Source organism: Peribacillus sp. FW305-BF15 (assembly GCF_058783805.1).
The window spans coordinates 1-25,536 of sequence record NZ_JBYSYV010000032.1 but is presented as its reverse complement, the minus strand read 5'-3'; the positions used below and the strand labels follow the sequence as shown (position 1 = coordinate 25,536).

The 25,536-nt window shown below is 43.8% G+C and carries 21 protein-coding genes, 1 pseudogene and 1 other annotated feature; of the genes and pseudogenes, 5 read left to right on the top strand and 17 right to left on the bottom strand.

From position 1 onward, the window contains the following. Nucleotides 1–6: 6 nt before the first annotated feature. From AC3WLU_RS24175 to AC3WLU_RS24165, 3 genes are all read right to left on the bottom strand, one after another. Entirely contained in the window at nucleotides 7–576 is a 570-nt protein-coding gene (locus AC3WLU_RS24175) for a Maf family protein (protein ID WP_098186765.1), read from the bottom strand. A 187-nt stretch (nucleotides 577–763) separates the two neighbouring features. Next, nucleotides 764–1,729, bottom strand: coding sequence for a hypothetical protein (locus AC3WLU_RS24170; protein WP_278088456.1), 966 nt, complete (start codon nucleotides 1,727–1,729; stop codon nucleotides 764–766). Nucleotides 1,730–2,035: 306 nt separating this feature from the next. Further along, nucleotides 2,036–2,788 (bottom strand): prepilin peptidase, encoded by a 753-nt coding sequence (locus tag AC3WLU_RS24165; RefSeq protein ID WP_492598055.1) that lies wholly within the window; start codon nucleotides 2,786–2,788, stop codon nucleotides 2,036–2,038. A 542-nt stretch (nucleotides 2,789–3,330) separates the two neighbouring features. Here AC3WLU_RS24165 and AC3WLU_RS24160 point away from each other — a divergent pair. Further along, nucleotides 3,331–3,639: pseudogene (locus AC3WLU_RS24160) on the top strand (transposase); the annotation flags it as partial. An 18-nt stretch (nucleotides 3,640–3,657) separates the two neighbouring features. Here AC3WLU_RS24160 and AC3WLU_RS24155 read toward each other — a convergent pair. Continuing rightward, nucleotides 3,658–4,947 (bottom strand): bifunctional folylpolyglutamate synthase/dihydrofolate synthase, encoded by a 1,290-nt coding sequence (locus tag AC3WLU_RS24155; protein ID WP_492598054.1) that lies wholly within the window; start codon nucleotides 4,945–4,947, stop codon nucleotides 3,658–3,660. 98 nt (nucleotides 4,948–5,045) lie between these two features. On the opposite strand from AC3WLU_RS24155, the gene AC3WLU_RS24150 reads away from it, so the two are divergent. Further along, a complete protein-coding gene (locus AC3WLU_RS24150) occupies nucleotides 5,046–5,987 on the top strand; it encodes an ATP-grasp domain-containing protein (protein WP_492598053.1) in 942 nt (313 codons plus the stop codon). Beyond that, nucleotides 5,956–6,801: an ATP-grasp domain-containing protein gene (locus AC3WLU_RS24145; RefSeq protein WP_187049834.1), complete on the top strand. Its 846-nt coding sequence runs from the start codon at nucleotides 5,956–5,958 to the stop codon at nucleotides 6,799–6,801. Before AC3WLU_RS24150 ends, AC3WLU_RS24145 begins: the two co-directional genes overlap by 32 nt. Nucleotides 6,802–6,857: 56 nt before the next feature. Here AC3WLU_RS24145 and AC3WLU_RS24140 read toward each other — a convergent pair whose 3' ends face one another. Next, complete coding sequence (locus tag AC3WLU_RS24140) at nucleotides 6,858–9,509, bottom strand: valine--tRNA ligase (RefSeq protein WP_034308891.1); 2,652 nt, start codon at nucleotides 9,507–9,509, stop codon at nucleotides 6,858–6,860. A gap of 42 nt (nucleotides 9,510–9,551) precedes the next feature. Next, nucleotides 9,552–9,780, bottom strand: a binding site (T-box leader). Nucleotides 9,781–10,006: 226 nt separating this feature from the next. On the opposite strand from AC3WLU_RS24140, the gene AC3WLU_RS24135 reads away from it, so the two are divergent. Then, nucleotides 10,007–10,198 (top strand): YszA family small membrane protein, encoded by a 192-nt coding sequence (locus AC3WLU_RS24135; protein WP_034308896.1) that lies wholly within the window; start codon nucleotides 10,007–10,009, stop codon nucleotides 10,196–10,198. Nucleotides 10,199–10,254: 56 nt separating this feature from the next. Here the strand turns inward: AC3WLU_RS24135 and ysxE are convergent, their stop codons facing one another. The 8 genes from ysxE to hemA form a co-directional block, all read right to left on the bottom strand. Beyond that, a complete protein-coding gene (gene ysxE / locus AC3WLU_RS24130; protein ID WP_492598052.1) occupies nucleotides 10,255–11,325 on the bottom strand; it encodes a spore coat protein YsxE in 1,071 nt (356 codons plus the stop codon). A gap of 95 nt (nucleotides 11,326–11,420) precedes the next feature. Continuing rightward, nucleotides 11,421–12,830, bottom strand: coding sequence for a LysM peptidoglycan-binding domain-containing protein (locus tag AC3WLU_RS24125; RefSeq protein WP_492598051.1), 1,410 nt, complete (start codon nucleotides 12,828–12,830; stop codon nucleotides 11,421–11,423). 399 nt (nucleotides 12,831–13,229) lie between these two features. Further along, nucleotides 13,230–14,519 (bottom strand): glutamate-1-semialdehyde 2,1-aminomutase, encoded by a 1,290-nt coding sequence (hemL, locus tag AC3WLU_RS24120; RefSeq protein WP_492598050.1) that lies wholly within the window; start codon nucleotides 14,517–14,519, stop codon nucleotides 13,230–13,232. Between the two features lie 40 nt (nucleotides 14,520–14,559). After that, the gene (gene hemB / locus AC3WLU_RS24115; RefSeq protein WP_048688903.1) at nucleotides 14,560–15,552 is read right to left on the bottom strand and encodes a porphobilinogen synthase; all 993 of its coding nucleotides are present in this window, start codon (nucleotides 15,550–15,552) and stop codon (nucleotides 14,560–14,562) included. Then, nucleotides 15,549–16,346 carry a uroporphyrinogen-III synthase gene (locus AC3WLU_RS24110; protein WP_492598049.1) on the bottom strand — a complete coding sequence of 266 codons (798 nt, stop codon included), beginning with the start codon at nucleotides 16,344–16,346 and terminating at the stop codon, nucleotides 15,549–15,551. Before AC3WLU_RS24110 ends, hemB begins: the two co-directional genes overlap by 4 nt. Next, nucleotides 16,346–17,278, bottom strand: a complete 933-nt coding sequence (gene hemC, locus AC3WLU_RS24105) for a hydroxymethylbilane synthase (RefSeq protein ID WP_492598048.1) — start codon at nucleotides 17,276–17,278, stop codon at nucleotides 16,346–16,348. Before hemC ends, AC3WLU_RS24110 begins: the two co-directional genes overlap by 1 nt. Before the next feature lie 9 nt (nucleotides 17,279–17,287). Continuing rightward, nucleotides 17,288–18,118, bottom strand: a complete 831-nt coding sequence (locus tag AC3WLU_RS24100; RefSeq protein ID WP_283928974.1) for a cytochrome C assembly family protein — start codon at nucleotides 18,116–18,118, stop codon at nucleotides 17,288–17,290. Nucleotides 18,119–18,128: 10 nt separating this feature from the next. Further along, the gene (gene hemA, locus AC3WLU_RS24095) at nucleotides 18,129–19,475 is read right to left on the bottom strand and encodes a glutamyl-tRNA reductase (RefSeq protein WP_283928975.1); all 1,347 of its coding nucleotides are present in this window, start codon (nucleotides 19,473–19,475) and stop codon (nucleotides 18,129–18,131) included. A 253-nt stretch (nucleotides 19,476–19,728) separates the two neighbouring features. Here hemA and AC3WLU_RS24090 point away from each other — a divergent pair, with 253 nt between their 5' ends. After that, the gene (locus AC3WLU_RS24090) at nucleotides 19,729–20,211 is read left to right on the top strand and encodes a LiaI-LiaF-like domain-containing protein (protein ID WP_063575548.1); all 483 of its coding nucleotides are present in this window, start codon (nucleotides 19,729–19,731) and stop codon (nucleotides 20,209–20,211) included. Between the two features lie 56 nt (nucleotides 20,212–20,267). Here the strand turns inward: AC3WLU_RS24090 and yihA are convergent, their stop codons facing one another. The 4 genes from yihA to AC3WLU_RS24070 all read right to left on the bottom strand — a co-directional run. Further along, nucleotides 20,268–20,849 carry a ribosome biogenesis GTP-binding protein YihA/YsxC gene (gene yihA / locus AC3WLU_RS24085; RefSeq protein ID WP_034308918.1) on the bottom strand — a complete coding sequence of 194 codons (582 nt, stop codon included), beginning with the start codon at nucleotides 20,847–20,849 and terminating at the stop codon, nucleotides 20,268–20,270. Further along, the gene (gene lon, locus AC3WLU_RS24080) at nucleotides 20,846–23,167 is read right to left on the bottom strand and encodes an endopeptidase La (protein ID WP_057276651.1); all 2,322 of its coding nucleotides are present in this window, start codon (nucleotides 23,165–23,167) and stop codon (nucleotides 20,846–20,848) included. Before lon ends, yihA begins: the two co-directional genes overlap by 4 nt. A 255-nt stretch (nucleotides 23,168–23,422) precedes the next feature. Then, nucleotides 23,423–25,093 carry an ATP-dependent protease LonB gene (gene lonB, locus AC3WLU_RS24075; RefSeq protein ID WP_413010244.1) on the bottom strand — a complete coding sequence of 557 codons (1,671 nt, stop codon included), beginning with the start codon at nucleotides 25,091–25,093 and terminating at the stop codon, nucleotides 23,423–23,425. Between the two features lie 218 nt (nucleotides 25,094–25,311). Beyond that, a partial coding sequence (locus tag AC3WLU_RS24070) for a hypothetical protein (protein ID WP_492598047.1) occupies nucleotides 25,312–25,536 on the bottom strand: 225 nt, incomplete at its 5' end.

Genomic DNA, 25,536 nt, shown 5'->3' with positions numbered 1-25,536 from the left:
ATCTGATTATCCTAACTCTTCCTGCATCGCTTTAAGTTCCCGGGCCAGTCTTGAGACCGGAAGCCCGACGACTGAGAAATAGTCCCCTTTGATTTGTTTGACAAGAAGAGATCCGTATCCTTGAATCCCATAGCCGCCAGCTTTGTCAAAAGGTTCCCCGCTATCCAGATATCGTTCGATTTCAGCCTCTGGCAGCTCCCAAAATGTCACTTCCGTTTTTTCTGCAAATACTCTGCGATGCTTTCCGAACAGGATGGCGACGCCTGTGTATACTTCATGTGTCCGTCCTGATAACATTTCCAGCATTCTTTTTCCATCGGCCCTGCTTACCGGCTTACCCAAAATCTTACCATCAAGGACAACAACGGTATCCGAGCCGATTACCCAGCTTTCCTGAAATTTTGCTGCGATGGCTTCCGCTTTACGGGATGCCAGTTCTTTCACCGCTGCATCAGGACACATGTTTTCATCAATACTTTCATCAACATTGGAATTCATGCTTTCAAAGGGGATTTGAAGAAATTGAAGAAGTTCTTTACGACGTGGTGATGAGGAAGCTAAAATCAATGGCTGCATAATATAAAAGTCACCTTTCTTTACATAGGGAGATACATATCTATCCTATCAAATAATGGTGCAATCCACAATTATTGTTTACTAGGAATCGACAAATCCCTGTAAGTATTTCCCGGAAAATAAAAAAGGTGTCACAGATGGTTTCATAATGGGAGGCTTGTCCCATTAGGCAGCCCCCCTTTTTTCTTTACTTTTGGTAATTCAATAAAAAATTCAGAAGACTTTCTTGAGCCTGGAATAGCTTTTCTTCATTTTTGGAAGTCTCATATTCATCAATCGACTTTGCCGCAGCAGTCAGGTCATCGTTCATCTTTGAAAACGCCGGCGATAATTTCCCCGCCTTCAGTTCATCCATGTTTTTTTTCAGGGTTTCCCCGTTTACCGTCCCTGCCTTTCCGCGAAGCTTTGTTGCGGATGTTTCTGCCAACGAAGCATATACTGCCTTCATCTTGTCGAGGGTTTTTTCATCTTCTTGGCTTGTCCCGGCCGCTTCAAAATTGATTTCCTTCCAATATACATCCACATCATATGACTTTAAGAACAAGGCCAATTCTTTACTTGCAGCTAGACTCTCTGCCGACCCCAGAAATAGATAATAGCTTTCTTCCAATTTGAAGATTTCAGCAGGAACCTGCTTTTCAATGATTTTCTTTTGAATTTGCCTTGCCGCATCCTCGCTGCTGAATACTCCTCCCTGTACAAGGAATGTCTTCAGCTGGTTTCCCGGTTCAGTCACTGCCGCTTTTTTATCTTCAACAGTGGCTTCGGTTGGAATCGGGGTCTCGACCGAAGATACTTGGGCTTTTTCCTTTGTTATCGTTTTAACGGCGATCAAGCCAAGAATCGACCCAAAAAACACAGCACAAATGACTGCAATCATGAATGTCTTGATCGGTCTTTTATCCGAGCTTTTCAGTGACCCGGTACCAAAGCCGATGAGCTTCGGCATTTTCTTCTTTGGCGGTGTGGGTACCAATACGATCTTGCTTTCATTTGAATCCTCAGGGAGTATCCATTCGAAACTCTCATCAGTTTGTTCCTGTTCCTGCTCCTTACTCGCCGCCTCTTGACTTTCAATTTTTTTATCGCCAAATACTTTTTCTTCCCCATTTATTTTAATCGTTACACCCTTGCTTTGTTCCGGCTTGCCCAATTTTTTTCCTCCCCTCCTGATCATTTTTTTCATCCTATCATAGAGGGAAAAAAAAATAACAAGACTTTTGTCGTCTTGTCATTAATAGGTTTCGTCAAATTTCCCTATTCATATATGGGTAACAAAAAAGGAATTCCGTGTACTGGTACTATTGCTTCATGAACCATTCCATATCACCTCTCACGAATTACATACATCCCTCCATCATTTCATAATCTCTTGCCGTCAAATGGGGATGGTTCCCTACTGGGCTATTGTTCAGGTGATTTTTGACAAATTCCTCTTGATCAGGATGGTCCTTTAAGCTCATCTTAAAAATGTTACATACCAATGTAATAGCGAATCGCCCCAAAAATAAGCAGTCAATGTCCCAAAAACAATATACGGTCCGAAAGGAATAAGGGTTTTCTTTTTTAAGATTCCGGTCAGCAACCCGATGATGCCAAGCAATGCCCCATAAAAGCACGCAAAAAGCAACGATAACAGCACCATCTTCATTCCCAATACGAAGCCAATCACGGCAAACAGCTTGATATCACCGCCACCCATTCCACCCTTACTCACGACCGCGATTGATAACAGCAGGCTAAAGCCAATCGCTGCCCCGACAATTGAATCCCACCAGGGCGACAGCGGAAATGAGACTCTTAGAACGATAAAAATCACCGTAAAGAAAAGCAGTATTTTATCAGGTATGAGCATATAGGCGACATCAGTCACGAAGATGATCATAAATAATGAAATCAATGTCCAGCCAATCAAGAGTTCGCCCGACCAGCCAAGGAATATCGGAGCAGAGGCAAACAAAACACCGGTCAGCATTTCCACGGCCGGATAAAGGGGGGATATCCTTGCTTTACAGCCCCGGCATTTACCGACTTGCAACATATAAGAAATAACCGGTATCAACTCGAAGAATGTCAATGTACGCCCGCAAGAAGGGCAGGCGGAACGACGATTCGCGAATGAATGACCAGCTGGAACACTTAAACCGACAACGTTAAAGAATGAGCCTAAAATCAAGCCCAATACGAAGAGATAGATATGGATAGCCATCATTTATGCAACGTGCATGAGGATTCGATTGCCTTTCTTTGAAACCCTGATATAAAAGTCCCTTCCGCTATGTAATTAACCATTGGGTTCTTCATGCTCATCCCTCCCGTCATTTTATTAAGCAGATCCTACTATTCAACATTCATATGGAATGCAATATATAATCATATTTTAACAAATAAACTGGGTGATTTGTTATCAATCACTCTATTGGAGTTTTTTCTTTTCAAGAGGCTCTTTAACAAGAGAAAAGGACCTTTGAAAAGATCCTTTTCTCAGACTGTAGACAAACTCGATGAAAATTGAGTTTGGTTTTTTAGGGGTTTGTGCAATTTGAACGTTAATTTCCACTCCAGGCACTCGCTTTCCGCGGGCGGTCCGCCCTCGGCGCACTTGCGACTGTGGGGTCACCCTTGGACTCGCTATTCCCGCAGGAGTCTCGCACACCCGCTCCAATCAACTATGTTTAAAATTTCAGATGGAACTCCTTTTGCCTATAGACTATTTTGTTTTAAAATAAACTATTATAACCTGAGGTGATGAGGATGCTTTCGAAACATTATTCTATTCAGCGAGACCAACTTGAAATGATTGCTTTAGATCAACTGGTGCCGGCGAATCATTTGGTTCGTAAAATGGAGGCTGCCATTGACTTCACTTTCATTTATGATTTGGTGAAAGATATATATTCAGAGATAGGAAGCCCAAGTATTGATCCAGTTATATTAGCCAAACTGACTTTCATTCGATTTACCCTCGGTATTCGTTCAATTCATAAAGCAATTGAAGAAGTTGAAACAAATATGGCTTACCGTTGGTTCTTAGGCTTTGGTTTCCACGATAAAGTGCCTCATTGCGGTAATGCACATCCTTTAGGCATCTTCTCTGATGAGGAACTCCCTCACAAGTGAAAGGAAATGAAGGGACCCTGTAATGACAAGAATCTCTTTATCCCCCGTTTTCCTTCTGCCTTCCGTTATCGCCGCCTGCCAATCCTTGTTTATACTTTTATTTGGATGATTGCATTTTTCATAAAGCGTTTTCGCATCCGCCGCCCGTTCATGGCCGAATTCGGTAATGATGATTTCCATCGCCCCCGTTTCCAGTCCATGAAGCATCTCGGAATAGTTTTTATCTTTAAATGAGCTGAATACGAATCGGTACTTATAGTCGGGGTAATGCACTTTTAGCGTTTCCTTCAGTACGTCGATGCCAGCAGGATTATGTGCACCATCAATGATCACCAACGGCTCATCCGATATTTTTTCAAAGCGTCCATCCCATTTCGCTGCCCCTATTCCTTTAAGGATGCTTTTTTCATCGATATTTTCCATCCCTACTGTGACAGCAGCAATGGCCAGTGCCGCATTCTCCATTTGATGACGGCCCAGCATCCGCATTTCCACATTTTCAATCGACCTGTCGGCAAGCGAAAATGAGAAACTTTGCCCACTTTCACTTCGCTTCATATCGCTAACACGAAAGTCTTTGCCCAATTGGTAATAAGGTACGCCTAAAGCTGACGCTTTTTCTTCAATTACTTTTGCTGGTTCCCCGGCTGTGACTCCGCTGATGACCGGCGCTCCGCTTTTTATGATGCCTGCCTTCTCAAAAGCAATTTCCCCGAGTGTGTTACCCAGGATGTTCGTATGTTCCAAAGAGATCGAGGTAATGATCGAAAGAAACGGCTGGATGACATTGGTTGTGTCAAGCCTGCCTCCCAAACCGGTTTCCATCAAAACCAAATCGACTTCCTTTTTGCTAAAATAAGAGAATGCCATTGCAGTCAAAATTTCGAACTGGGTGGGACCATTCCCCTTGCTGTCCATCTCATGGATGATCGGCCAAAGCTTCCGGAAGACATCGATGAATTCCTGATCACTGATTTCATCCTCATTCACCTTCAGCTGTTCATTCATCCGTATTAAATAAGGAGAAGTGAAGGAAGCGACCCGAATCCCTTGGGCAAGCAGAATCTCTTTAATATATTGCAGTGTCGATCCTTTCCCGTTGGACCCCGCAATGTGAATATACTTTAGCTCCTTGTGCGGGTCGCCTAATTCAGTTAACAATGTTTCCATCCGTGACAGGCCAAAATTCATGCCCAATCGAACTTGGCGCCGTTCAAAAAATTGATTGATTTCCTTCATGGTTGTAACCATTATCGTGGAGCCTCCTCTTTCTTTATACCGCTCTTATGCGTTAAGATTATTTTATCAATATATGTACGATTAACCTAGATGAAAGGTAGTGTTTTACCATGAAAACTTCAGATTTCCACTGTTGGATTGTCGTCAACGGCTATTTACAGCATGATAAGTTTTCCAGTTTAGCTTTGTTCATTAAAGAGGCGGCTGAAAGGAAAGATATCACGGCAACCCTTATCCGCAATTCAGATCTCATGCCCATAATCGAAAAAGGAGTGCCGCTGCTTAAAGGAAACTTTGATAAGCTGCCGGATTTTGTTCTGTTCATGGATAAAGACATTCATTTGGCGCGCCATTTGGAATTGCTCGGCATCCCCGTATATAACAGCAGTGCAGCAATCGATATATGCGACAGCAAAGCAAAAACACATCAAGCCTTAACAGGGCATGACATACCGATGCCGAAAACCATATTTCCCCCTTTTACGTACGAAGGGATTGAAAGGGTCAATATGGATGCTTTTATCCAAATCGGCAATGAACTCGGTTATCCTCTTATCGTTAAGGAAGCATACGGTTCTTTTGGGGAACAAGTATATTTAATCCAATCAGAGGATGAGTTACTGAAGACGGTTCGTGATCTTGGCCACAAACCATTTATCATCCAGGAATTCATCGAGCACAGTAAAGGTCGGGATATTCGCGTCAATGTCGTGGGCAATCAAGTCATAGCAGCGATGCAACGTCATTCCGAACAGGACTTCCGAGCTAATATGACTGCCGGGGGGCAGGCTGCACCATATATCCCCACCAGTGAAGAAGCACACCTTGCCATTCGATGTGCGCAAATTCTGGGTGCCGACTTCGCTGGCGTCGATTTGCTGTTTGGTGAAGAAGGTCCGCTTTTGTGCGAAGTGAATTCGAATTCGCATTTACTGAATATTTTTGAATGTACAGGCATCAACATCGCCGATAGCATGTTCGATTATATCTTGAAAGAATTAGAAAAAGGAAGTGCATCTGATGAAAAAACAAGCAGGCTGGTTGATTTATAACCGTGAGGATGCCTTGAAAAATAAAGGATACATAGATTGGATGCTTGACGAAGCCAGTAAGCTTGATCTTGATTTACACTTTCACTTTCGGGAAGACCTTAGGATCGGACATCGTTTCAACAAGTTGTATGTGGAACATGAGATGCAGCCAATTTCATTGCCGGACTTTGCCATCGTCCGGACCATCGATCCTTTTTTCACTAAGCAACTTGAGCAATTGGGGATTGCTTGCTTTAACTCCTCCTTCGTATCGGAAATCGCGAATGACAAAGCAAAGACGCATCAATATTTGTCCTCGCTGGGGATTCCAATGGCCGATACCGTATATTGTAATGGAAGGCCGAGTGCCGATGACATGGAGCTCCCTTTCATTGCTAAAGAAACAAGCGGCCGCGGCGGGAAACAAGTATTTCTAATCGAGCATGCCGATGATCTTGCCCAGCTGAAAGATGGGAATTGGATAGTTCAAAAACCTGGCTTATTCGGTAGGGATATCCGCGTTTTTGTAATTGGAAAAAAAGTGAAGGCTGCTGTACTCAGGGAATCCGCTTCCAGTTTCAAGGCAAATTATACGCTGGGCGGATCGGCTTCGCTATATGAGCTGACTGCATCTGAATTAGCCCTTGTTGAAAGAGTAATGGGTTCATTTGATTTCGGCCTGGTCGGTATCGATTTCATATTTGCCGAAGATGGCAGCCTCATGCTGAACGAAATTGAGGATGTCGTTGGGAGCCGGACATTAAGTGCACTAAGTGATATGAATATCGTATGGGAGTACCTTACATTCATAAAAGAAAGCATATCCTCTTCTTAAATAGCATGTAAACAGAAAAAGGATGAACCGGCTTCAAGCTGGTTCATCCTTTTGTATTACAGTTGTTTCAGTTCGCTGATCCTGTGGATTACAGAGTCGCGTTTTTCGCTATAGTCTTTTTCCTTGGCACGTTCTTCTTCGATGACGCTTGCCGGCGCCTTTTTAACGAAGCCCTCGTTGCCTAATTTTTTCTGTACACGCTCAACTTCTTTATTAAGTTTGTCGAGTTCTTTTTCAAGACGTTTCACTTCTTCGTCAATATTGATCAGTCCTGTAAGCGGAAGGATTAGTTCTACGCCAGTTACGACAGCTGTCATGGCTTGAGCAGGCTCTTCGACTTCGATTCCGATCGTCAATTGTTCAGGATTACAGAAACGCTCGATATAGCTGCTGTTTTTCTGTAATGTCGCTAAGATGGCCTCATCTTTCGCTTTTAAAATCAAATTGATTTTTTTGCTTAACGGTGTGTTCACCTCAGCACGGATATTACGGACGGAGCGGATGATTTCAACAAGCAGCTTCATTTCCTCGGCTGCAGCCGTATCTGTCAACTCTTCATTCACTTCCGGCCAAGCGGCAACAGTGATGGACTCACCTTGATGCGGTAGGTTCTGCCAGATTTCTTCGGTAATGAATGGCATGAACGGGTGTAACAATCTCATTGTGTTATCCAGTACATACGCCAGGATCGAGCGCGTCGTTTTCTTAGCCGCTTCGTCTTCTCCATATAGCGGAAGCTTCGCCATTTCAATATACCAGTCACAGAAGTCATCCCAAATGAAGTTGTATAGCACACGGCCCACTTCACCAAACTCATAACGGTCCGCAAGTCTGGTTACGTTGGAAATCGTTTCATTCAAACGCGTCAAGATCCATTTATCGGCTACAGACTTCTCACCGCTTAAATCGATTTCGTCATACGTCATGCCATTCATGTTCATCAAAGCAAAACGGGATGCGTTCCAGATCTTATTGGAGAAATTCCAAACTGCTTCGACTTTTTCCGTACTATAACGAAGGTCCTGGCCTGGCGAGCTGCCCGTAGATAAGAAGTAACGCAGGGAATCGGCACCGTATTGATCGATGACATCCATCGGATCGACACCATTGCCTAGCGATTTACTCATCTTGCGCCCCTGTTCGTCACGAACCAGACCGTGGATCAGCACATCTTCAAATGGTCGTTCACCTGTGAACTCAAGAGCTTGGAAAATCATCCGCGATACCCAGAAGAAAATGATATCATAGCCTGTCACAAGTGCCCCGGTTGGATAGTAACGTTGGAAATCGACACTGTCCTTGTCAGGCCAGCCCATAGTCGAGAACGGCCATAATGCCGAGCTGAACCATGTATCAAGGACATCTGTATCTTGTTCCCAGTTTTCAGCGTCCGCCGGCTCTTCATGACCTACATACACTTCACCTGTTTCTTTATGGTACCAGGCGGGAATGCGGTGTCCCCACCAAAGCTGACGGGAAATGCACCAGTCGCGGATATTTTCCATCCAATGCAGGTACGTTTTCTCGAAACGGTCCGGTACGAAATGAACTTTTTCCTCATCGGTTCCTTTTTGAAGCTCAACGGATGCATCAGCCAGCGGCTGCATCTTAACGAACCATTGTGTCGAAAGATATGGTTCAACAACAGCACCGCTTCTCTCTGAATGGCCTACTGAGTGAAGGTGATCTTCGATTTTGAAGAGTACTCCTTCTTCCTGAAGGTCCTTGACGATTTGCTTACGGCATTCAAAACGGTCCATGCCTTCATATTTACCGGCCTTTTCATTCATCGAGCCATCTTCATGCATGACAAGGATGCGCTCCAAGTCGTGACGGTTCCCGATTTCGAAGTCATTCGGATCATGAGCAGGAGTAATTTTGACCGCGCCTGAACCGAATTCCATATCGACATAATCATCACCGACAATCGGGATTTCCCTGCCTGTAATTGGCAAGCGGACCTTTTTGCCGATCAAGTGTTTATAACGGTCATCTTCAGGGTGTACAGCAACAGCAGTATCGCCAAGCATCGTTTCTGGACGGGTGGTGGCAATTTCAATTTCACCCGATCCGTCAACCAATGGATATTTCATATGGTAAAATGCGCCTTGCACATCTTTGTAAATGACCTCGATATCGGATAACGCCGTTTTCGTTGATGGATCCCAGTTGATGATGTATTCGCCGCGATAAATCAAGCCCTTGTTATAAAGCGAAACGAACACTTCGCGCACTGCTTTTGAAAGACCTTCATCCAGGGTGAAGCGTTCACGGGTATAATCAAGTCCAAGACCTAGCTTTGACCATTGTTCACGGATATGGCTCGCATATTCCTCTTTCCATTTCCATGTCTCTTCCACGAATTTTTCACGCCCAAGGTCATAACGGCTCACGCCATCCGCACGAAGTTTCTGTTCTACTTTCGCTTGAGTGGCAATACCGGCATGGTCCATGCCTGGTAACCATAAAACATCATAGCCTTGCATCCTTTTCATGCGTGTCAATATATCTTGAAGTGTCGTATCCCAAGCGTGGCCAAGATGCAGCTTACCTGTAACGTTAGGCGGCGGGATGACAATCGTGTATGGTTCTTTTTTATCGTCACCCGTCGTTTCGAAAAACTTTCCATCAAGCCACCATTTGTAGCGGCCTTTCTCTATCGTCTGCGGATCATATTTAGTCGGCATTGAAATTTGGTTCTCTTCCATATCATTTCCTCCTTTTGGGCATAAAAAAAACTTCCATCATCTCAAAAGGACGAAGGAAGTTGTTCGCGGTGCCACCTTTTTTCCGAAAAAGAAAAGAATCCCTTTCGGCTCTCAAATCGGATAACGGCTCTTCACCGGCCTTCGTTACTAAGAAGTTCACGAAGACTGCTCGCGGACGACTTCGGATGCTGCTGCCTGGAAACCTCGCACCAATTTGGTTTCCTCTCTGAAAAGTGCATTTCATCTTACTATTTCCGGTCTTTGCATTGATTTATATTCATATGTAAAAACATTGAATGCATATAGTATATAGTACAAAAAACATGGGGCTCCAGTCAATCATCTTTTCGCTTACTTTCTCAGGAATCATCCCATTTGATGCATTCATGTTCATTTTCTTTATTTTATCCTCCAGAAACAGTGAATGTGACGGCTGTTTCACCTTTTTCACTGCCCACCCATAGAATATAAGAAGTCCTAAAAAGGAAGGTAATAATATGAAGCGAAGATATACTCCCTATACTTTACCGCCTTGGGTGAAAAAATTCCGCGGTGTCTGCCAGCAGTTCATCGTCCCCTTTATCGTATTCCAAGGATTACGTACGCTGATTTTCCCGACTTTTTTCGATATGCTCCTGCTTATCGCGTTTATTTTCCTGGCCATGTCTTTGTATTTCGAATGGATTTAATTATTCCCTTACAGCAAAAAAATATACATGACTGGAGATGATCCAATCATGTATATTTAGCTTGGGGGTGATTGTTCTTCTTTGGCAGCCTCGGCAGCCGCCTTTTTCTTCTGTTCGATTTCTTCGATTCTCATCACCATATATTCAATATTTTTCAATAGCCAAAATTGCCGCTGTAGTTGCGTGACATTATCAAGCTCTGAACGATGGCCCCTGCCATCGGAATAACCCTTCACTAATTCCAAAGCTGATCCAGGGAATGCCAGATAACTTTGCATGAGCAATAATTCTTCTTCTTTTAACGGAAAATAACGAAAATAGTTATATAGCCAGTCAACACAGTCATCGCATTGGACAGGATAGGTCCTGGCCGCTTTAACGAGAAATGGCAGTAAATCGAAATGCGGCGGAGCCGTATTCGAATTCTCAAAATTGATGAAGTAGCCATATCCCCGCTCATCATAAACGAAATGTTTCAAAGAAACCTTTCCGTGCGTTACCACGGTTCGAACCTTTTCACTATCCTTCGTTTTTTCATACCAGGTTTCAAACTTCTTGATCGAGTACTTCAGCGCCTGTGAAATATCAGTGTAGAAAGAACAAACCGTGAGTTCGAATGGAGACATATACCACTTCTTTTCACAGCTGACAATATACTCTTCTATAAATTCCTTTTCGTTATTCCAGGCATCAAGCGTCCGCTCATAATGTGCTTCCCGTTCCTCAATATCCACTTGCATTTCCTTAACAGAAAGTGTATGCATCCGAGCAAGCTCCCTGAACAATTGCTTATGCTTTTCATCGCGCTCCCCGTCCCTTTCATCATTGAGCCAGGGCATCAGGTAATACAAACGTCCATTATGCAGAACGGCGTAACGCTGATCCATCGTTTGATAAATGGGAACGATTCGATTATAGCCGCGATGGTACAGTTTTTGAACATTTTTGATAAAATCAATGCCGTTATGCGGTGACATGGATTTCAAGGCAAATGTACCGCGATCACTGTATACTTTTTTTACACGCCCGAAGTCCTCAATATATTGTACATACATGGCATATTCCTTCAATACGGTCTCCGTGTCCCGATCCCGATTGGCAGGCTGCTGATTCTCGTTTTCCCTCACGAGACTCACTCACTTTCTCTAAAAAAACTAAACAATCCGCTTCCTCTAGCATTTAAAAAACAGGAGCAGAGCATATGCCCTGCTCTCTGTCCCGGTCAATTCTTATACGCAACCGCCTTCGGTATATAAATGACTTGCCCTTCATGGACGTTCTGATTCGACTCCAATTCATTGCTGAAAAGGATCGATTGAACCGTAACATCATATCGTTGAGCCAAGTCATCAAGCGTTTCCCCTTGCTGAACAATGCAAACCTTCATCCTTACCAGTTCTTCTTCTTGTTTCCGTCCGAATAAATCCATGATGGAAAGCTGCTTTTCATCATGATCGGCCGTTTCTTTTTCATCACGTTCCGCTGCTTGTTTCCTGCCTTTGAAACTCTTACCCTCCTTAGCCGGAGGCGCAGGTCTTTCCCTCTTTTTGAATAGATCGCTTATGGACGAATTAGATTCCTCTTCCTGCTCCACCTTCACATTCTCATTAAGGATAGGACCCGCTGTAACGGCATCGTCTTCCTGCCGGATGACATCCTCGGTTTCTACATTTAAAACTGGGCTACTTTCATGATTGGTTGCTTGACTTGGCTCTTCTTCTACTTCTTCTACTTCTTCTATAAATGTCACTCTAGGAATCTCCAAGGAATCCTGCCTGCTTGGTTCTTCCTCCAATTTTGCCTCTCCCATGGAAGGTACCTTTTCCGGGGAGTCAGGCGGATCACCAATTACTTCTTCCTCCACAGCTTGAGCTTCTTCCTGTCTATGCACTTCCGTTTCCCATTCCTCCTCTTCAGGATATGGTGAAACCGGAATTTCAAAAACGGGAGCATTATGCTGATCGCTTAAATAAATCGGTTCCTCTTCTTCTTCTTCATTTGCTTCAGAAACCCGTTTTGACTCTGCAGAAAAAGGCGCGTATAACTCTTCTTCCTCCTCATCACGGAAAACGGGCTGAAAATCCGGGATTGGCGGCACTGCGGCTGCATAAGGAATATATGACTCATTTTCCCCATCCGTTTCTTCCTGATCCTCCGTTTCCCCAACTTCCTGCTCAGTATCAAACCGTTCTTCCACATATGAATCATTATAGATTCCGGTTATCAAAAGGTCAGCCTGCAATTTCAAGCAGTTATGCTCTGGCATGGCATAATCAAAGCTTTGAATCGAGACATCAACCTCATCCAAAGAGGCAATCCGATTATTCGGAATCGTTATATCAACCGGAAAACGGTGTGTGAACTCATTAAGTCCATTGGGATGCCTCTCGACCTTTTGAACCGCTTTTGGCAAAAAGGTCTGCGAAAACTCCTCTTCTTCACCATTTTGCGAGTCTTTGTATTCACCGCTTAAATCCAACGAGCCTCGTATAAAAACATACTGATCACTTTCTTGAATCGACACATTTGGATCAAGGGAAATAGAGTATAGCTCAGCCACTTCCTGTCCCTTCTGGAACCAAACGGATTCCTCTAAAGAAAATCGTAAATACGATTCATTTTCTTGCGACAAGACAACTCCTCCTTTCAGCTTCATGAAACGGTACCTATACCAATATCAATCTATGAAGGGAGGAAGCTGTTTATTCCTTAATTCATTTGCAGCTCCCCTTAGATATTCCCTGAATTAAAAGAAAGAGGTTCAATTTTCAGGCTAAATCAAGCGGGAATAACAATCAGCTAGAAAAGCTGCTCGGCATACCGCCATATTAATTCCCAACAGCCTATTAATTCTGCATTCTACCAATTATACCATCTCCAATTAATTCGGCCGTGAACGTTAAATTCGGTTCTTCCACGTACGGATTGAATTCAAAAAAACTGGCTGCATTTCTCCAAAAGTTTTTGGAAAAATGGCAGCCAGTTCAAATTTATCATTATCGAATATCGCGGTAGCTCATGAAGCCTTGAATCATTTTTTTAATTTGGCAAAAGCCTGTTCTGCCGCAGCAATGGTTTTTTCGATATCTTCATCACTATGTGCAGTGGAAAGGAATAACCCTTCAAACTGTGACGGCGGCAGGTAGATGCCTTGATTCGCCATTTCCCTATAGTAGGAAGCAAAGAACTCTAAATCGGATGTTTTTGCTGTATCATAGTTTACGACATCCTCATTAGTAAAGAAAAGTCCAATCATGGAACCGGCACGGTTGAATGTATGGGGAACACCGTACTTATCCGCTGCCGCTCCAATTCCTTTTTCGAGCATATCCCCTTTTCGGGTGAACTCAACATAAGATTCTGGAGTCAATTGGCTCAGCGTTTCAAGGCCGGCCGTCATGGCAAGAGGATTACCGGACAATGTTCCCGCTTGATAGATTGTCCCACTCGGGGCAATTTGTTCCATGAATTCGCGCTTGCCTCCAAATGCTCCGACAGGCAAGCCGCCGCCAATTACTTTCCCAAGGCAAGTCAGGTCAGGTACGATGCCAAAATAGCCTTGTGCACAATTATAGCCGACACGGAACCCTGTCATGACTTCGTCAAAGATCAATAAAGCCCCGTATTGGGTCGTCACTTCACGTAAGCCTTCGAGGAAACCAGGTTGTGGCGGAACCACACCCATATTCCCTGCAACAGGTTCTACGATGATACAGGCGATGTCTTCGCCAAATTGTTCAAACGCATATTTGGTTGCAGCAAGATCATTATATGCTACGGTAATCGTATTTTTTGCAATGCCTTCCGGTACACCTGGGCTATCCGGTAAACCTAATGTTGCAACGCCGGAACCCGCTTTGATCAGCAATGAATCGCCATGGCCATGATAGGAACCTTCGAATTTCAGGATTTTATCACGGCCTGTTATGCCTCGTGCCAGCCTTAGCGCACTCATCGTCGCTTCGGTTCCTGATGATACCATCCGGATCATTTCAATCGAAGGCACCCGTTCCATGACCAGCTTGGCCAGTTCATTCTCAATCAGCGTAGAGGTTCCAAAGCTTGTACCTGACTCCGCTACTTTTTTCAATGATTCCACGACACGGTCATTCGTGTGACCCAGGATGAGCGGTCCCCATGAAAGAACATAGTCGATATATTCATTTCCATCGATATCATACATTTTCGAGCCTTTTCCACGCTCCATGAAAATGGGATCCATGTCCACAGATTTGAAGGCACGTACCGGGCTGTTCACGCCGCCTGGCATCAAATTTTTTGCTTCGGCAAAAGCTTCTTTCGATTTTTCATATGACCGCATGATTCAATCCCCTTTTTCCATTACAGGTTATATTTTTTTATCATTGATTATCTTCGTTAATCCAGCGTGCTACCTCTTTTGAAAAATACGTGATGATCAAGTCGGAACCTGCGCGTTTCAAGCCTGTCAGCATTTCCATCACTATCGCTTTTTCATCAATCCAGCCGTTTTGGGCAGCAGCTTTGACCATTGAATATTCACCGCTGACATTATAGGAAACGATCGGAAGATTAAAGTTATTCTTAACGTCCCTGATGATGTCCATGTAAGAAAGGGCCGGTTTCACGATTAGGAAGTCCGCACCTTCAGCAACATCGCTTTCAGCTTCACGAAACGCTTCAAGGCGATTGGCGGGATCCATTTGGTAAGTTTTCCTGTCGCCAAATTGCGGCGCACCATTCGCGGCATCACGGAATGGGCCGTAAAAAGCCGAAGCATATTTCACCGCATAGGACATGATCGGAATATCTTCATAACCCGCTTCATCCAGACCTGCACGGATGGCCGCAACGAAACCGTCCATCATATTGGAAGGCGCAATGATGTCTGCGCCGGCCTCAGCCTGGCTGATTGCCGTTTTGGCAAGAAGGTCAAGAGAAGCGTCATTAAGGATTTTTTCCCCTTCAACGACCCCGCAATGGCCATGGCTTGTATACTCGCAAAGGCAGGTATCCGCTATGACAATAACTTCAGGATATTGTTTTTTAATAAAGCGGGTTGCTTCTTGCACAAGTCCGTTGTGATGAAATGCCCCTGTTCCCTGTTCGTCTTTATCATGATCAAAAGGGACACCGAATAAAATGACTGATTTAATGCCCAGACTCACGACTTCATCCATTTCGGCACCCAGATTATCCATGGATAGCTGATAGATACCTGGCATGGAGTTGATTTCATTTTTCACATTTTTCCCGTCGATGACGAAGATCGGATAAATCAAATCCTCTTTATGCAATTGTGTTTCACGGACTAAAGCCCTCATGCCAGCACTTGCACGCAAGCGGCGGTGGCGATTGAATGGAATGTTTTTCATTTGAAAGTTCCTCCCTGTTTATTTCTTTTCAAGATAAAGCGTATTAACTCCGCAACCATGGCATCCGTCGTATAAACATCTGGACAGACATCGACGGATAGCCCATGTTTTTCAACAGTTTTAGCGGCAATCGGCCCGATGCAGGCGATGATGATCCGGTCTATGTATGTATCCAATTCATGGCTTTTCATGATCTGTAAAAAATGATTGACCGTCGATGAACTCGTAAAGGTCATGATGTCGATTTCATGGTTCTTTATAAGCTGCACCAGTTTTTTTTCACTGCTTCGAGGAAGCACTGTATGATAAATTATCACTTCATCACAGATTGCTCCAGCTTCATTGATCGCCTCCGCTATAACCGCCCTTGCGAGATTTCCTTTTGCCAGCAACACTCGGGCACCCGGATCTAGCAGGGTATTGAACTCCGCCACGAACCCTTCGGCAACAAACTGAGCTGGAACGAAATCCGCCTTATAACCATGCCGTTTCAGGGCCGCTTCTGTTTTGGAGCCGATTACGGCTATTTTCGGAAGCTTCAAAGGCTGGTTTCCAAGAAGCCTAAAGAAGAAATCCACCCCATTTTGACTGGTCAGAATGATCCAGTCATATGTAAGCAACTCTTCAAAACGCTGATGCACATCTTCCATATGATCTGGAAGGGTGAACTCAAGCAATGGAACAAGAAGCGGCGTTCCGCCATTTTTTTCGATCGACTCTTTTAAACCATCTGCCTGTCCTTTCCCTCTGGTGATCAATACCTGATAATCCTTAAGAGGTTGAACTGGGTTCATTACTGATTAAGCTCTTCTTTTACGCGATCGATCAATTCTTTACCGCCCATTTCGCTAATCTGTTTGGCAGCAGCATGCCCAACCGCCTCTGGATCAGCACCTTCAACCATTTCTTTATATATCACCTTTCCATCCGGGGCAGCGACCAAAGCCGTCAAGGAAACGGACCCATTATCTTTTGCCACCGCAAATCCAGCAATCGGCACCTGACATCCGCCTTCCATTTTATCCAAAAAGGCACGTTCCGCTTCAACCGTCCTTTTCGTTTTTTCACAGGTCAATTTCGCAAGTTCCGCCAGCAGTTCTTTGTCGTCTTCACGGCATTCAATGGAAAGAGCTCCTTGTCCAACTGCCGGAATGCAAATATCTTCATCTAAAAATTCCGTTACGATGTCCTGCTCCCAACCCATTCTTGATAGTCCGGCTGCCGCTAAAATGATAGCATCATAATCTTCCGTTTTCAGCTTATTCAGACGGGTATCGATATTTCCGCGAATCCATTTAATTTCAAGGTCCGGCCTTCTAGCCAAAATTTGCGCGCCACGCCGCAAGCTGCTTGTACCTATGATGGAACCGGGCTTCAGTTCGGAAAGGGTTTCATGGTTCTTTGAAATCAAGGCATCCCGATGATCCTCCCTCGGTGGTATGCAGCCGATCGTCAAACCTTGAGGCAGCACTGCCGGCATATCCTTCATACTATGTACGGCCATATCAATTTCTTTATCCAGCATCGCTTGTTCGATTTCTTTAACGAATAAGCCCTTTCCGCCGACCTTGGAAAGTGTTACATCAAGGATTTGGTCACCCTTTGTGACAATTTCCTTCACCTCGAACTCGTATGGGACCCCAAGTCCTTTAAGTTGATCGATCACCCAGTTCGTTTGGGTGATCGCTAATTTACTACGTCTTGAACCGACAATTATTTTTCTCATAGTTTCCTCCTATGTATTCCAAAAGTGGAATGTTGAAAGGCTTCCGAAAAGGAAAAAGTTAATTAACACAATCATGAAAGATCCAATATTCAGAAAGGCTAGCGTCCTTCCATACATTTGTTTCCGAATTTTCAAGTATAAAAACATACTGTAAGCAATAAGCAAAATAAATGAGCCGATGATCTTCATGTCCAGCCAGGATACCCCAGGGACTTTTATATAAGCCCATTGAATCCCGAGGATGAGGGAGACCACCAATAATGGAACACCTATAACTGCGAGGACATAGGACATATGCTCGAGCTTTGTTAAATCGCCGAGTCGAAGCAGGCGTTTTCCCCACTTCTTCCGTTTCAATAAATCATATTGAATTAAGTATAAAACTGAAAAAACGAAAGAAAGCGTGAATGCCCCATATGATAGGATCGCAAAAGTGATATGTATGAGCAATAGCTCTGAAACCAGGCGCTGTGCAAGCACTTGAGATTCTATCTGAACAGGTGCAAAGGTATGGATGGCCATAACCATGAAACCTAATACATTCGTAAAAAAGACCGTAAAATCGACTCTTAGCAATCGGTTAATGATCAATGATAGCGATATGAGGACCCAAGCATAAAAATATAAGCCTTCAAAAATCGTCAATACCGGGAACCTTCCCGTTTTCAACACATACAGAAACAAAAAAATTGTTTGCAGCACCCAAACAATAGAAAGCAACCAGAAGGCGACCCTGTTCGCCTTCTGGTTATTATTAAGGAAATCAATAAAGTATAAAAGCATACTGATGGCATACAGCAAAACAGTGGCTTCATGCAATCTTGTCATTAGTAATTCCATATCTACCTCATTACTGGACAGGAACTGGATTCAATAGGGATGACTTGGAGCTGTTCCGTTCTTTTTCATCCCCAACCAGCTGGTCTTCAATCAATTCCTCTAAATGGAAGATTTTCACGAAATTATTTAATTGCTCTTTTGCATTCGGCTCATCTGCCAGCTCTTTTGCATAAAGTATCGGATCTTTCAGCATTTGGTTGATGATGCTTTTCGTATGCTTGTTCAGGACTTTTTTGTCACGTTCGCTCAAATGCGGAAGCTTTCTTTCGATGCTTTCCATCGTTTCCCTTTGTATCGATAGGGATTTTTCCCGTAAAGAAGAAATGACGGGAACCACACCAAGTAAATTAATCCACTGGTTGAAGTCCACGATTTCTGATTCGATCATCATTTCTATTTTCTCGGCTGCTTTTTTACGTTCTTCGATATTGGCTTGCACGATCCCTTCCAGATCGTCAATGTCATACAAGAAGACATTTTCCAGCTCGGCCAATGTTGGATCAAGGTCACGCGGCACTGCGATATCGACCATGAAAATAGGACGGCCCTTACGAAGCTTATTGATGAATGACATCATTTCTTTTGTTACAAGAAGATCTTTTGCACCAGTGGAAGTAATCAGGATATCGGTATCCACTAAAGCGCATTGAAGCTCTTGCAGCTGTTTGGCCGTACCATTGAATCTCTCAGCCAGGTCGACCGCTTTCTGAAAGGTGCGGTTAATGACCGTAATGCTGTCGGCGCCATTGCTATGCAGATTTTGAATGGCCAGCTCACCCATCTTACCGGCCCCAAGAATCAAGACATTCTTGCCATTCAGGCCTCCAAAGATTTTTTTTGCAAGCTCGACTGCCGCATAGCTGACGGAAACGGCATTGGTATTGATTTCGGTTTCCGAATGAGCTTTTTTAGCTAATGTAAGGGCTTGCTTGAAGAGATGGTTAAAAACGGTACCGATCGTATCTTCCTTCTGCCCTAACAAATAGCTTGAACGTACTTGTCCCAAAATCTGAGTTTCTCCCAGTATCATGGAATTCAAACCGCAGGTAACTGAAAATAAATGCTCGACAGCCCCATCGCCTTCATAAATGAACAGATATTTAGAAAATTCTTCTTTATCGATGTTAAACCATTCCGAAAGAAATTCCTTGATATAATACCTGCTTGTATGGAGCTGGTCCCCGACCGCATAGATTTCCGTCCTGTTACATGTTGAAATAATAATATTTTCCAAGATGCTTTTTTTATTTTTAAGAGCTTTCATTGCCTCGGCAAGTTCGGCTTCGTTAAACGATAGTTTTTCCCGAATTTCTACAGGGGCAGTTTTGTAATTTATACCAACCGCTAGAATATGCATCCTTTTGTTTTGCACCCCCAAAATTTTTCATGTAAATTAATTATACCATGTACTAAAATGGATTCACGCAAATAATATGAACAGTTTATGAAAACATATGCTACCATGAAAAGACAGCCAAAACGCCTCAATGCTACAAAAGGTGTCTAAGCGGGATTTGTAAAGTTACATACATATTTCGACATTGTGTACAAAAGTACCATATCAAAAATGGCAAAAAACTTCAAGTAATCGAATTGCATAGGAGGATAAAATGAAAACGCAACGTATTTTCCCAGGAATCGTTTTAATCGGTTTCGGGCTCTATTTTTTTCTTGAACATTCCCAAATCGAAATCTTTCCGGGCTTTTTCAGCTGGCCCACTTTATTATGTATTGTCGGTGCCGCCTTCCTGATTCAGGCATATAGCGGTAATGAATATGAGTCCATCCTGCCAGGCGTCATCTTACTTGGGTTCGGTGCCCACTTCCACATCGCCGAGAACCTGGAGATTTGGCCGGATGATATAGGTATCTTTATTTTAATCATCTCACTGGGATTTATTCTCCGGGCACGTAAAACAAATTCTGGAATGTTTCACGGGATGGTCATATTCATCGTCTCGATCACATTCTTATTCTACGATAAAATCACAACGTCTTTCGGGATTGTTGAAACAACCACCGCGAACATCGAAAGGTTTTGGCCCTTTGCCTTGATGGCGATCGGCATTTATTTTTTGGTTCGAAAAAAGTGAAGATTTTCGATTACATAATGAAAAAGGGTATTCCAGATGCGGAATACCCTTTTCTTTTACATATATTTCTTAAGGACGCCCCATGCTTGTTCCTTACCTTCGCCTGTTTCACCAGAGAATAGAAGCAATTCATCTTCTTTTTCCATATTTAACGTTTGGCGCGTGATTTTCAAGTGTTTCTGCCATTTGCCTTTTGGAATTTTATCCGCTTTGGTGGCAATGACGATCCGGGGCAGGTCATAATGCTTCAGGAATTCATACATTGCGATATCATCCTTTGTCGGCGGATGACGCAAATCGACGATCAGAAGCGCAGCGCGGAGCTGGTCACGGGAAGTGAAGTACGTTTCGATCATCTTCCCCCAAGCATCACGCTCCGTCTTGGATACTTTTGCATAACCATAACCCGGTACATCCACAAAATGGAGTGCTTCATTTATGATATAAAAATTCAAGGTCTGCGTCTTACCCGGTTTAGAGGATGTGCGCGCCAAGTTTTTTCGATTGATCATTTTGTTGATGAAACTGGACTTCCCAACGTTGGAACGGCCTGCCAAGGCAAATTCCGGTATTGGAGTATTGGGATATTGTTCAGGCTTCACTGCACTGATGACAATATCTGAACTTGTTACTTTCATTCGTTCACACCTACCAATGCATGCTCAAGGACTTCATCGACGTGTGAAACTGGAACAAATGTTAATGCTTTACGGACACTTTCCGGGATATCATCAATATCCTTTTCGTTATTTTGCGGGATGATGATTTTCGTAAGTCCTGCGCGATGGGCCGCTAAAGATTTTTCTTTAAGCCCGCCGATCGGAAGAACCCGTCCGCGTAATGTAATTTCGCCTGTCATGCCTACCTCTTTTCTGATCGGCCTATTTGTAAGGGCCGATATTAACGCTGTTGCAATCGTGATGCCTGCAGAAGGGCCATCTTTTGGAACCGCACCTTCGGGGACATGAATATGAATATCATATTTTTCATGGAAGTTCGCATCAATCTGAAGTTTCTCGGTTTTTGAACGGACATAACTGAAAGCAGCCTGGGCTGACTCTTTCATTACATCGCCAAGCTTTCCTGTCAGGATCAGCTTCCCTTTACCTGGTGATAAGGAAACCTCGATTTGCAGCGTATCGCCACCTACCGACGTGTATGCTAAACCATTAGCTACACCAACTTGGTTCTCGACCTCCGCCTGTCCATAATGGAACATGGTTTTCCCTAAAAACTCCTCGACATTCTTTTCAGCAATGACGACCCGCTTTTTATCTCCGGACACGATGATTTTTGCAGTCTTCCGACAGATGCCTGCAAGCTGTCGTTCCAGACTCCGAACACCGGCTTCCCGAGTATAGTAACGGATGATTTTTGTAAGTGCTTCCTCACGGACTTGCAATTGTGTCTTCAATAAACCATGGTTTTCAAGCTGTCTAGGCAGCAAGTGATCCTTGGCTATATGAAGCTTCTCTATCTCAGTATAACCTGCAATCGAAATGATTTCCATACGATCACGAAGTGGACCAGGAATCGATCCCAAATTATTTGCCGTTGCGACGAACATGACTTTGGAAAGATCGTAGGTTTCTTCAATATAATGATCACTGAAATTATGATTTTGCTCTGGATCGAGCACCTCAAGCATCGCTGCAGATGGATCTCCCCTAAAGTCATTGGACATCTTATCCACTTCGTCCAGTAAAAAGACCGGATTTATCGTTCCAGCTTTTTTCATGCCTTGAATGATCCGGCCCGGCATTGCCCCTACATATGTGCGGCGATGTCCGCGGATTTCTGATTCATCGCGCACCCCACCTAAAGATATACGGACGAAATTCCTATTCAGGGATGAAGCGATCGATTTAGCCAAGCTCGTTTTCCCGACTCCTGGCGGTCCCACCAAGCAAAGGATCGGTCCCTTCAATGATTTGGTCAATTGCTGTACGGCCAAATACTCAAGCACACGCTCCTTCACCTTTTCCAAACCATGGTGGTCCTGGTTCAGGATTTTTTCGGCTTTATGAATATTCAAGTCATCTTTGGTCGCTTTGGTCCAAGGAAGAGAGATCAGCCATTCGATATAATTGCGGATCACGGAGCTTTCGGCTGAGCTTGAAGGAACTTTTTCATAACGGTCCAATTCCTTTAATGCCGTTTCTTTGATATGCTCAGGCATATCCGCTTCTTCTATCTTTTCGTTCAGGACTTCAATTTCCCCTGTTTTTCCTTCTTTATCGCCCAATTCCTTTTGGATCGCTTTCATTTGCTCTCGTAAATAATATTCCTTTTGAGTCCGTTCCATCGAACGTTTAACACGCTGGCCGATCTTTTTCTCGAGAAAAAGAACTTCTTTTTCGTTATTGATGATCTCGATTACACGGCTAAGACGCTCTTTCATATCAATGGTCTCAAGCACTTCTTGCTTCTCCTTCAATTTCAAAGGCAAATGGGAAGCGATTATATCCGCTAATCGCCCAGGCTCTTCAATATCGGAAGTGGACGAAAACGTTTCACCGGTTATTTTCTTGGACATTTTTATGTATTGTTCAAAATAATCCAGTAGTGTGCGCATTAATGCTTGATGTTCAGCATCCTTTTCATCACTGTCTTCATATATTTTAATCTTGGCACCATAATGTGTCTCATAATCGTAAAATTCCATGACTTCTGCGCGGTTCAACCCTTCCACCAACACCCGGATTGTACCATTCGGAAGCTTCAACATCTGTTTTACCTTTGTTAAAGTTCCCATTGTAAATAAATCTTCTTCACCTGGTTCGTCCAACGAAACATCTTGTTGTGTCGTCAAAAATATAAGATGGTCTTCCACCATTGCTTTCTCAAGGGCTTGTACCGATTTATCTCGGCCTACATCTAAATGAAGTACCATCGTTGGATATACAAGCAGTCCTCTAAGCGGCAGGAGGGGGACGATGATTTCTTTATCAGTCATTTCCTGACACCTCCATCTAATTAGTATCGTCGTTGTAAACTATTTACCCATGTTCTCAACCTTTTAACAATTCTATCCTATTTATATAGAAGTGTCTATTCGTTTACCTTAACACGTTTCGACTGCTATTATTATCTCCAATATTAGATAAAAAAGCACGCCTGAATGCGTGTTTATTTTTTACGGCAGGGTGGCCGAGAACGCCAATTTTGTCCTTAAAATGCCCCGGTTCTATTTTTAGCCGGGGCATATCCTTTATACACTTTCTTTTTTTGATAGGTCCAAGGTTGTGAGGATTTGTTCCGACATCAATTCTTTCTTCAGTGCCTGATCCAGCACTTCTTTCACATTCGAAACAGGAATGATCTCTATATCCTTGATTTCAGATAGAAGCGGCTGCATGTTTTCGGCTGGGATGATCACCCTTTTTGCCCCGGCAAGTTTAGCCGCCTTAATTTTCGGAATGACACCGCCGATCGGTTTAACGCCGCCATGAATGCTTATTTCCCCAGTCATCGCCATAGTATGATCAACAGGGATTTTATATATGGCCGAGTATATGCCTGTGGCCATTGCAATTCCTGCAGAAGGGCCATCCACTGGACTTCCGCCCGGAAAGTTCACATGAATATCGAATTGATTGGCAGGCACTCCCATCGACCGTAAAACCGTAATGACATTTTCAATCGAACCTTTCGCCATGCTCTTACGTCGAACCGATTTGCCACTCCCGCCGCCGATACTTTCTTCCTCAACGATACCGGTAATGTTTATCGAACCTTTTTCATCAGAGGCAGCCATTACCGTAACCTCTATTTCCAGCAATGCCCCGCTGTTTGGACCATAGACTGCAAGACCGTTGACAAGGCCTATTTTGGATTTCGCTTCTATTTTCCTGTCCATTCTTTGGGTCAGCTGGCTGCTATGGGCCATCCAATCTATATCTTCTTCCCTGATGAAAGTCCTGTTTTCATTAATTGAGATTCCTGCAAGAGTCTGAATCATGTTGACAGCTTCCCTGCCATTTCGGGCATAATCCGAAATCGATTCCAAGCCTTTATCACTGATGGTGATCCCCACTTTATCTGAGGCATTCTTGGCCACGGCGATTATTTCTTCCCGGTCCAGTTCACGGAAAAACACTTCTATGCATCTTGAACGTATCGCAGGCGCGATTTCATTTGGCGTTCTTGTTGTAGCACCAATCAACCGAAAGTCAGCCGGCAGTCCATTTTTAAAAATATCATGGATGTGAGTGGGAATATTTTGATTTTCCTCTTGATAATAGGCACTTTCCAGAAAAACCTTACGATCTTCCAATACCTTTAAAAGTTTATTCATCTGTATCGGATGAAGCTCCCCTATTTCATCTATGAACAGTACGCCTCCATGTGCATTGCTGACTGCACCCTGCTTTGGCTGCGGAATGCCTGCCTGTCCCATTGCCCCGGCTCCTTGGTAGATTGGATCGTGCACAGAACCGATGAGCGGATCGGCAATCCCTCGTTCATCGAACCTGGCTGTGGTGGCGTCCAATTCAACAAAAACGGCCGAATTCTTAAAAGGGGACTTGCCATTTTTCTTCGCCTCTTCCAAAACAAGTCTGGCAGCTGCCGTTTTCCCTACCCCAGGAGGACCGTAAATTATCACATGCTGGGGATTCGGCCCACATAAAGCAGCTTTTAAAGATTTAATCCCATCTTCTTGACCGATGATTTCATTAAATGTGCTTGGTCTAACTTTTTCTGCCAATGGTTCTGTTAACGAAATCGATCTCATCTTCCGTAATTGGTCCATCTCCTTACGTGAATCACGGTCAATGGAAACTTTTTGTGTCCGTTGGCCTTTCAATAAGTTCAAAAAATACAATCCAATAATAATCCCAAAAAACAGCTGGATAAACAACGCCAATCCTGTCCAATTCATCTTATTCCCTCCTGCACTCTCCTAGTTTGTCATTTCTGTTAGTATCTCCTTTGGAAGGGCGAAATTATCCAAGAAATTCGTGTTGAAAAATTGGCGTTTTTATCCTAAATACAACAATTTAGAAAAAAGGGAAAAGAAATAGACTGCCAGGATGAACTGGCAGTCTCAGACTGTAAACAACTCGAAATTATCTGGTTTTACCCTACTGTTTTGAGGTTTTAACGTTGATTTCCACTGCAGGCACTCGCTTTCCGCGGGCGGTCTGCGCCTGCGGGGTCTCCCTCGGACGCGTATTCCCGCAGGAGTCCCGCACCTTCCGTTACAATCAACTTTGGTCTAAAAACAAGGCTGTTTTCGCATACTTTTTTGCTATTTACGAAGTAGTGCAGTGTGGTTGATTTCCCCTCCAGGTGCTCGCTTTCCTTGGTGCGGGCGGTGAGCCT

Bases quoted from the DNA above. Each gene is read 5' to 3' on its own strand.
- hemL (WP_492598050.1), bottom strand. From the start codon at position 14,519: ATGCGGTCATATGAAAAATCGAAAGAAGCTTTTGCCGAAGCAAAAAAT.
- lonB (WP_413010244.1), bottom strand. From the start codon at position 25,093: ATGAATTGGACAGGATTGGCGTTGTTTATCCAGCTGTTTTTTGGGATT.
- AC3WLU_RS24145 (WP_187049834.1), top strand. From the start codon at position 5,956: ATGAAAAAACAAGCAGGCTGGTTGATTTATAACCGTGAGGATGCCTTG.
- AC3WLU_RS24150 (WP_492598053.1), top strand. From the start codon at position 5,046: ATGAAAACTTCAGATTTCCACTGTTGGATTGTCGTCAACGGCTATTTA.
- hemA (WP_283928975.1), bottom strand. From the start codon at position 19,475: ATGCATATTCTAGCGGTTGGTATAAATTACAAAACTGCCCCTGTAGAA.
- AC3WLU_RS24140 (WP_034308891.1), bottom strand. From the start codon at position 9,509: ATGGAAGAGAACCAAATTTCAATGCCGACTAAATATGATCCGCAGACG.
- AC3WLU_RS24110 (WP_492598049.1), bottom strand. From the start codon at position 16,346: ATGAACCCAGTTCAACCTCTTAAGGATTATCAGGTATTGATCACCAGA.
- AC3WLU_RS24175 (WP_098186765.1), bottom strand. From the start codon at position 576: ATGCAGCCATTGATTTTAGCTTCCTCATCACCACGTCGTAAAGAACTT.
- AC3WLU_RS24165 (WP_492598055.1), bottom strand. From the start codon at position 2,788: ATGATGGCTATCCATATCTATCTCTTCGTATTGGGCTTGATTTTAGGC.
- AC3WLU_RS24090 (WP_063575548.1), top strand. From the start codon at position 19,729: ATGAAAACGCAACGTATTTTCCCAGGAATCGTTTTAATCGGTTTCGGG.
- hemB (WP_048688903.1), bottom strand. From the start codon at position 15,552: ATGAAAAACATTCCATTCAATCGCCACCGCCGCTTGCGTGCAAGTGCT.
- yihA (WP_034308918.1), bottom strand. From the start codon at position 20,849: ATGAAAGTAACAAGTTCAGATATTGTCATCAGTGCAGTGAAGCCTGAA.
- hemC (WP_492598048.1), bottom strand. From the start codon at position 17,278: ATGAGAAAAATAATTGTCGGTTCAAGACGTAGTAAATTAGCGATCACC.
- AC3WLU_RS24155 (WP_492598054.1), bottom strand. From the start codon at position 4,947: ATGGTTACAACCATGAAGGAAATCAATCAATTTTTTGAACGGCGCCAA.
- AC3WLU_RS24100 (WP_283928974.1), bottom strand. From the start codon at position 18,118: ATGGAATTACTAATGACAAGATTGCATGAAGCCACTGTTTTGCTGTAT.
- lon (WP_057276651.1), bottom strand. From the start codon at position 23,167: ATGACTGATAAAGAAATCATCGTCCCCCTCCTGCCGCTTAGAGGACTG.
- AC3WLU_RS24135 (WP_034308896.1), top strand. From the start codon at position 10,007: ATGAAGCGAAGATATACTCCCTATACTTTACCGCCTTGGGTGAAAAAA.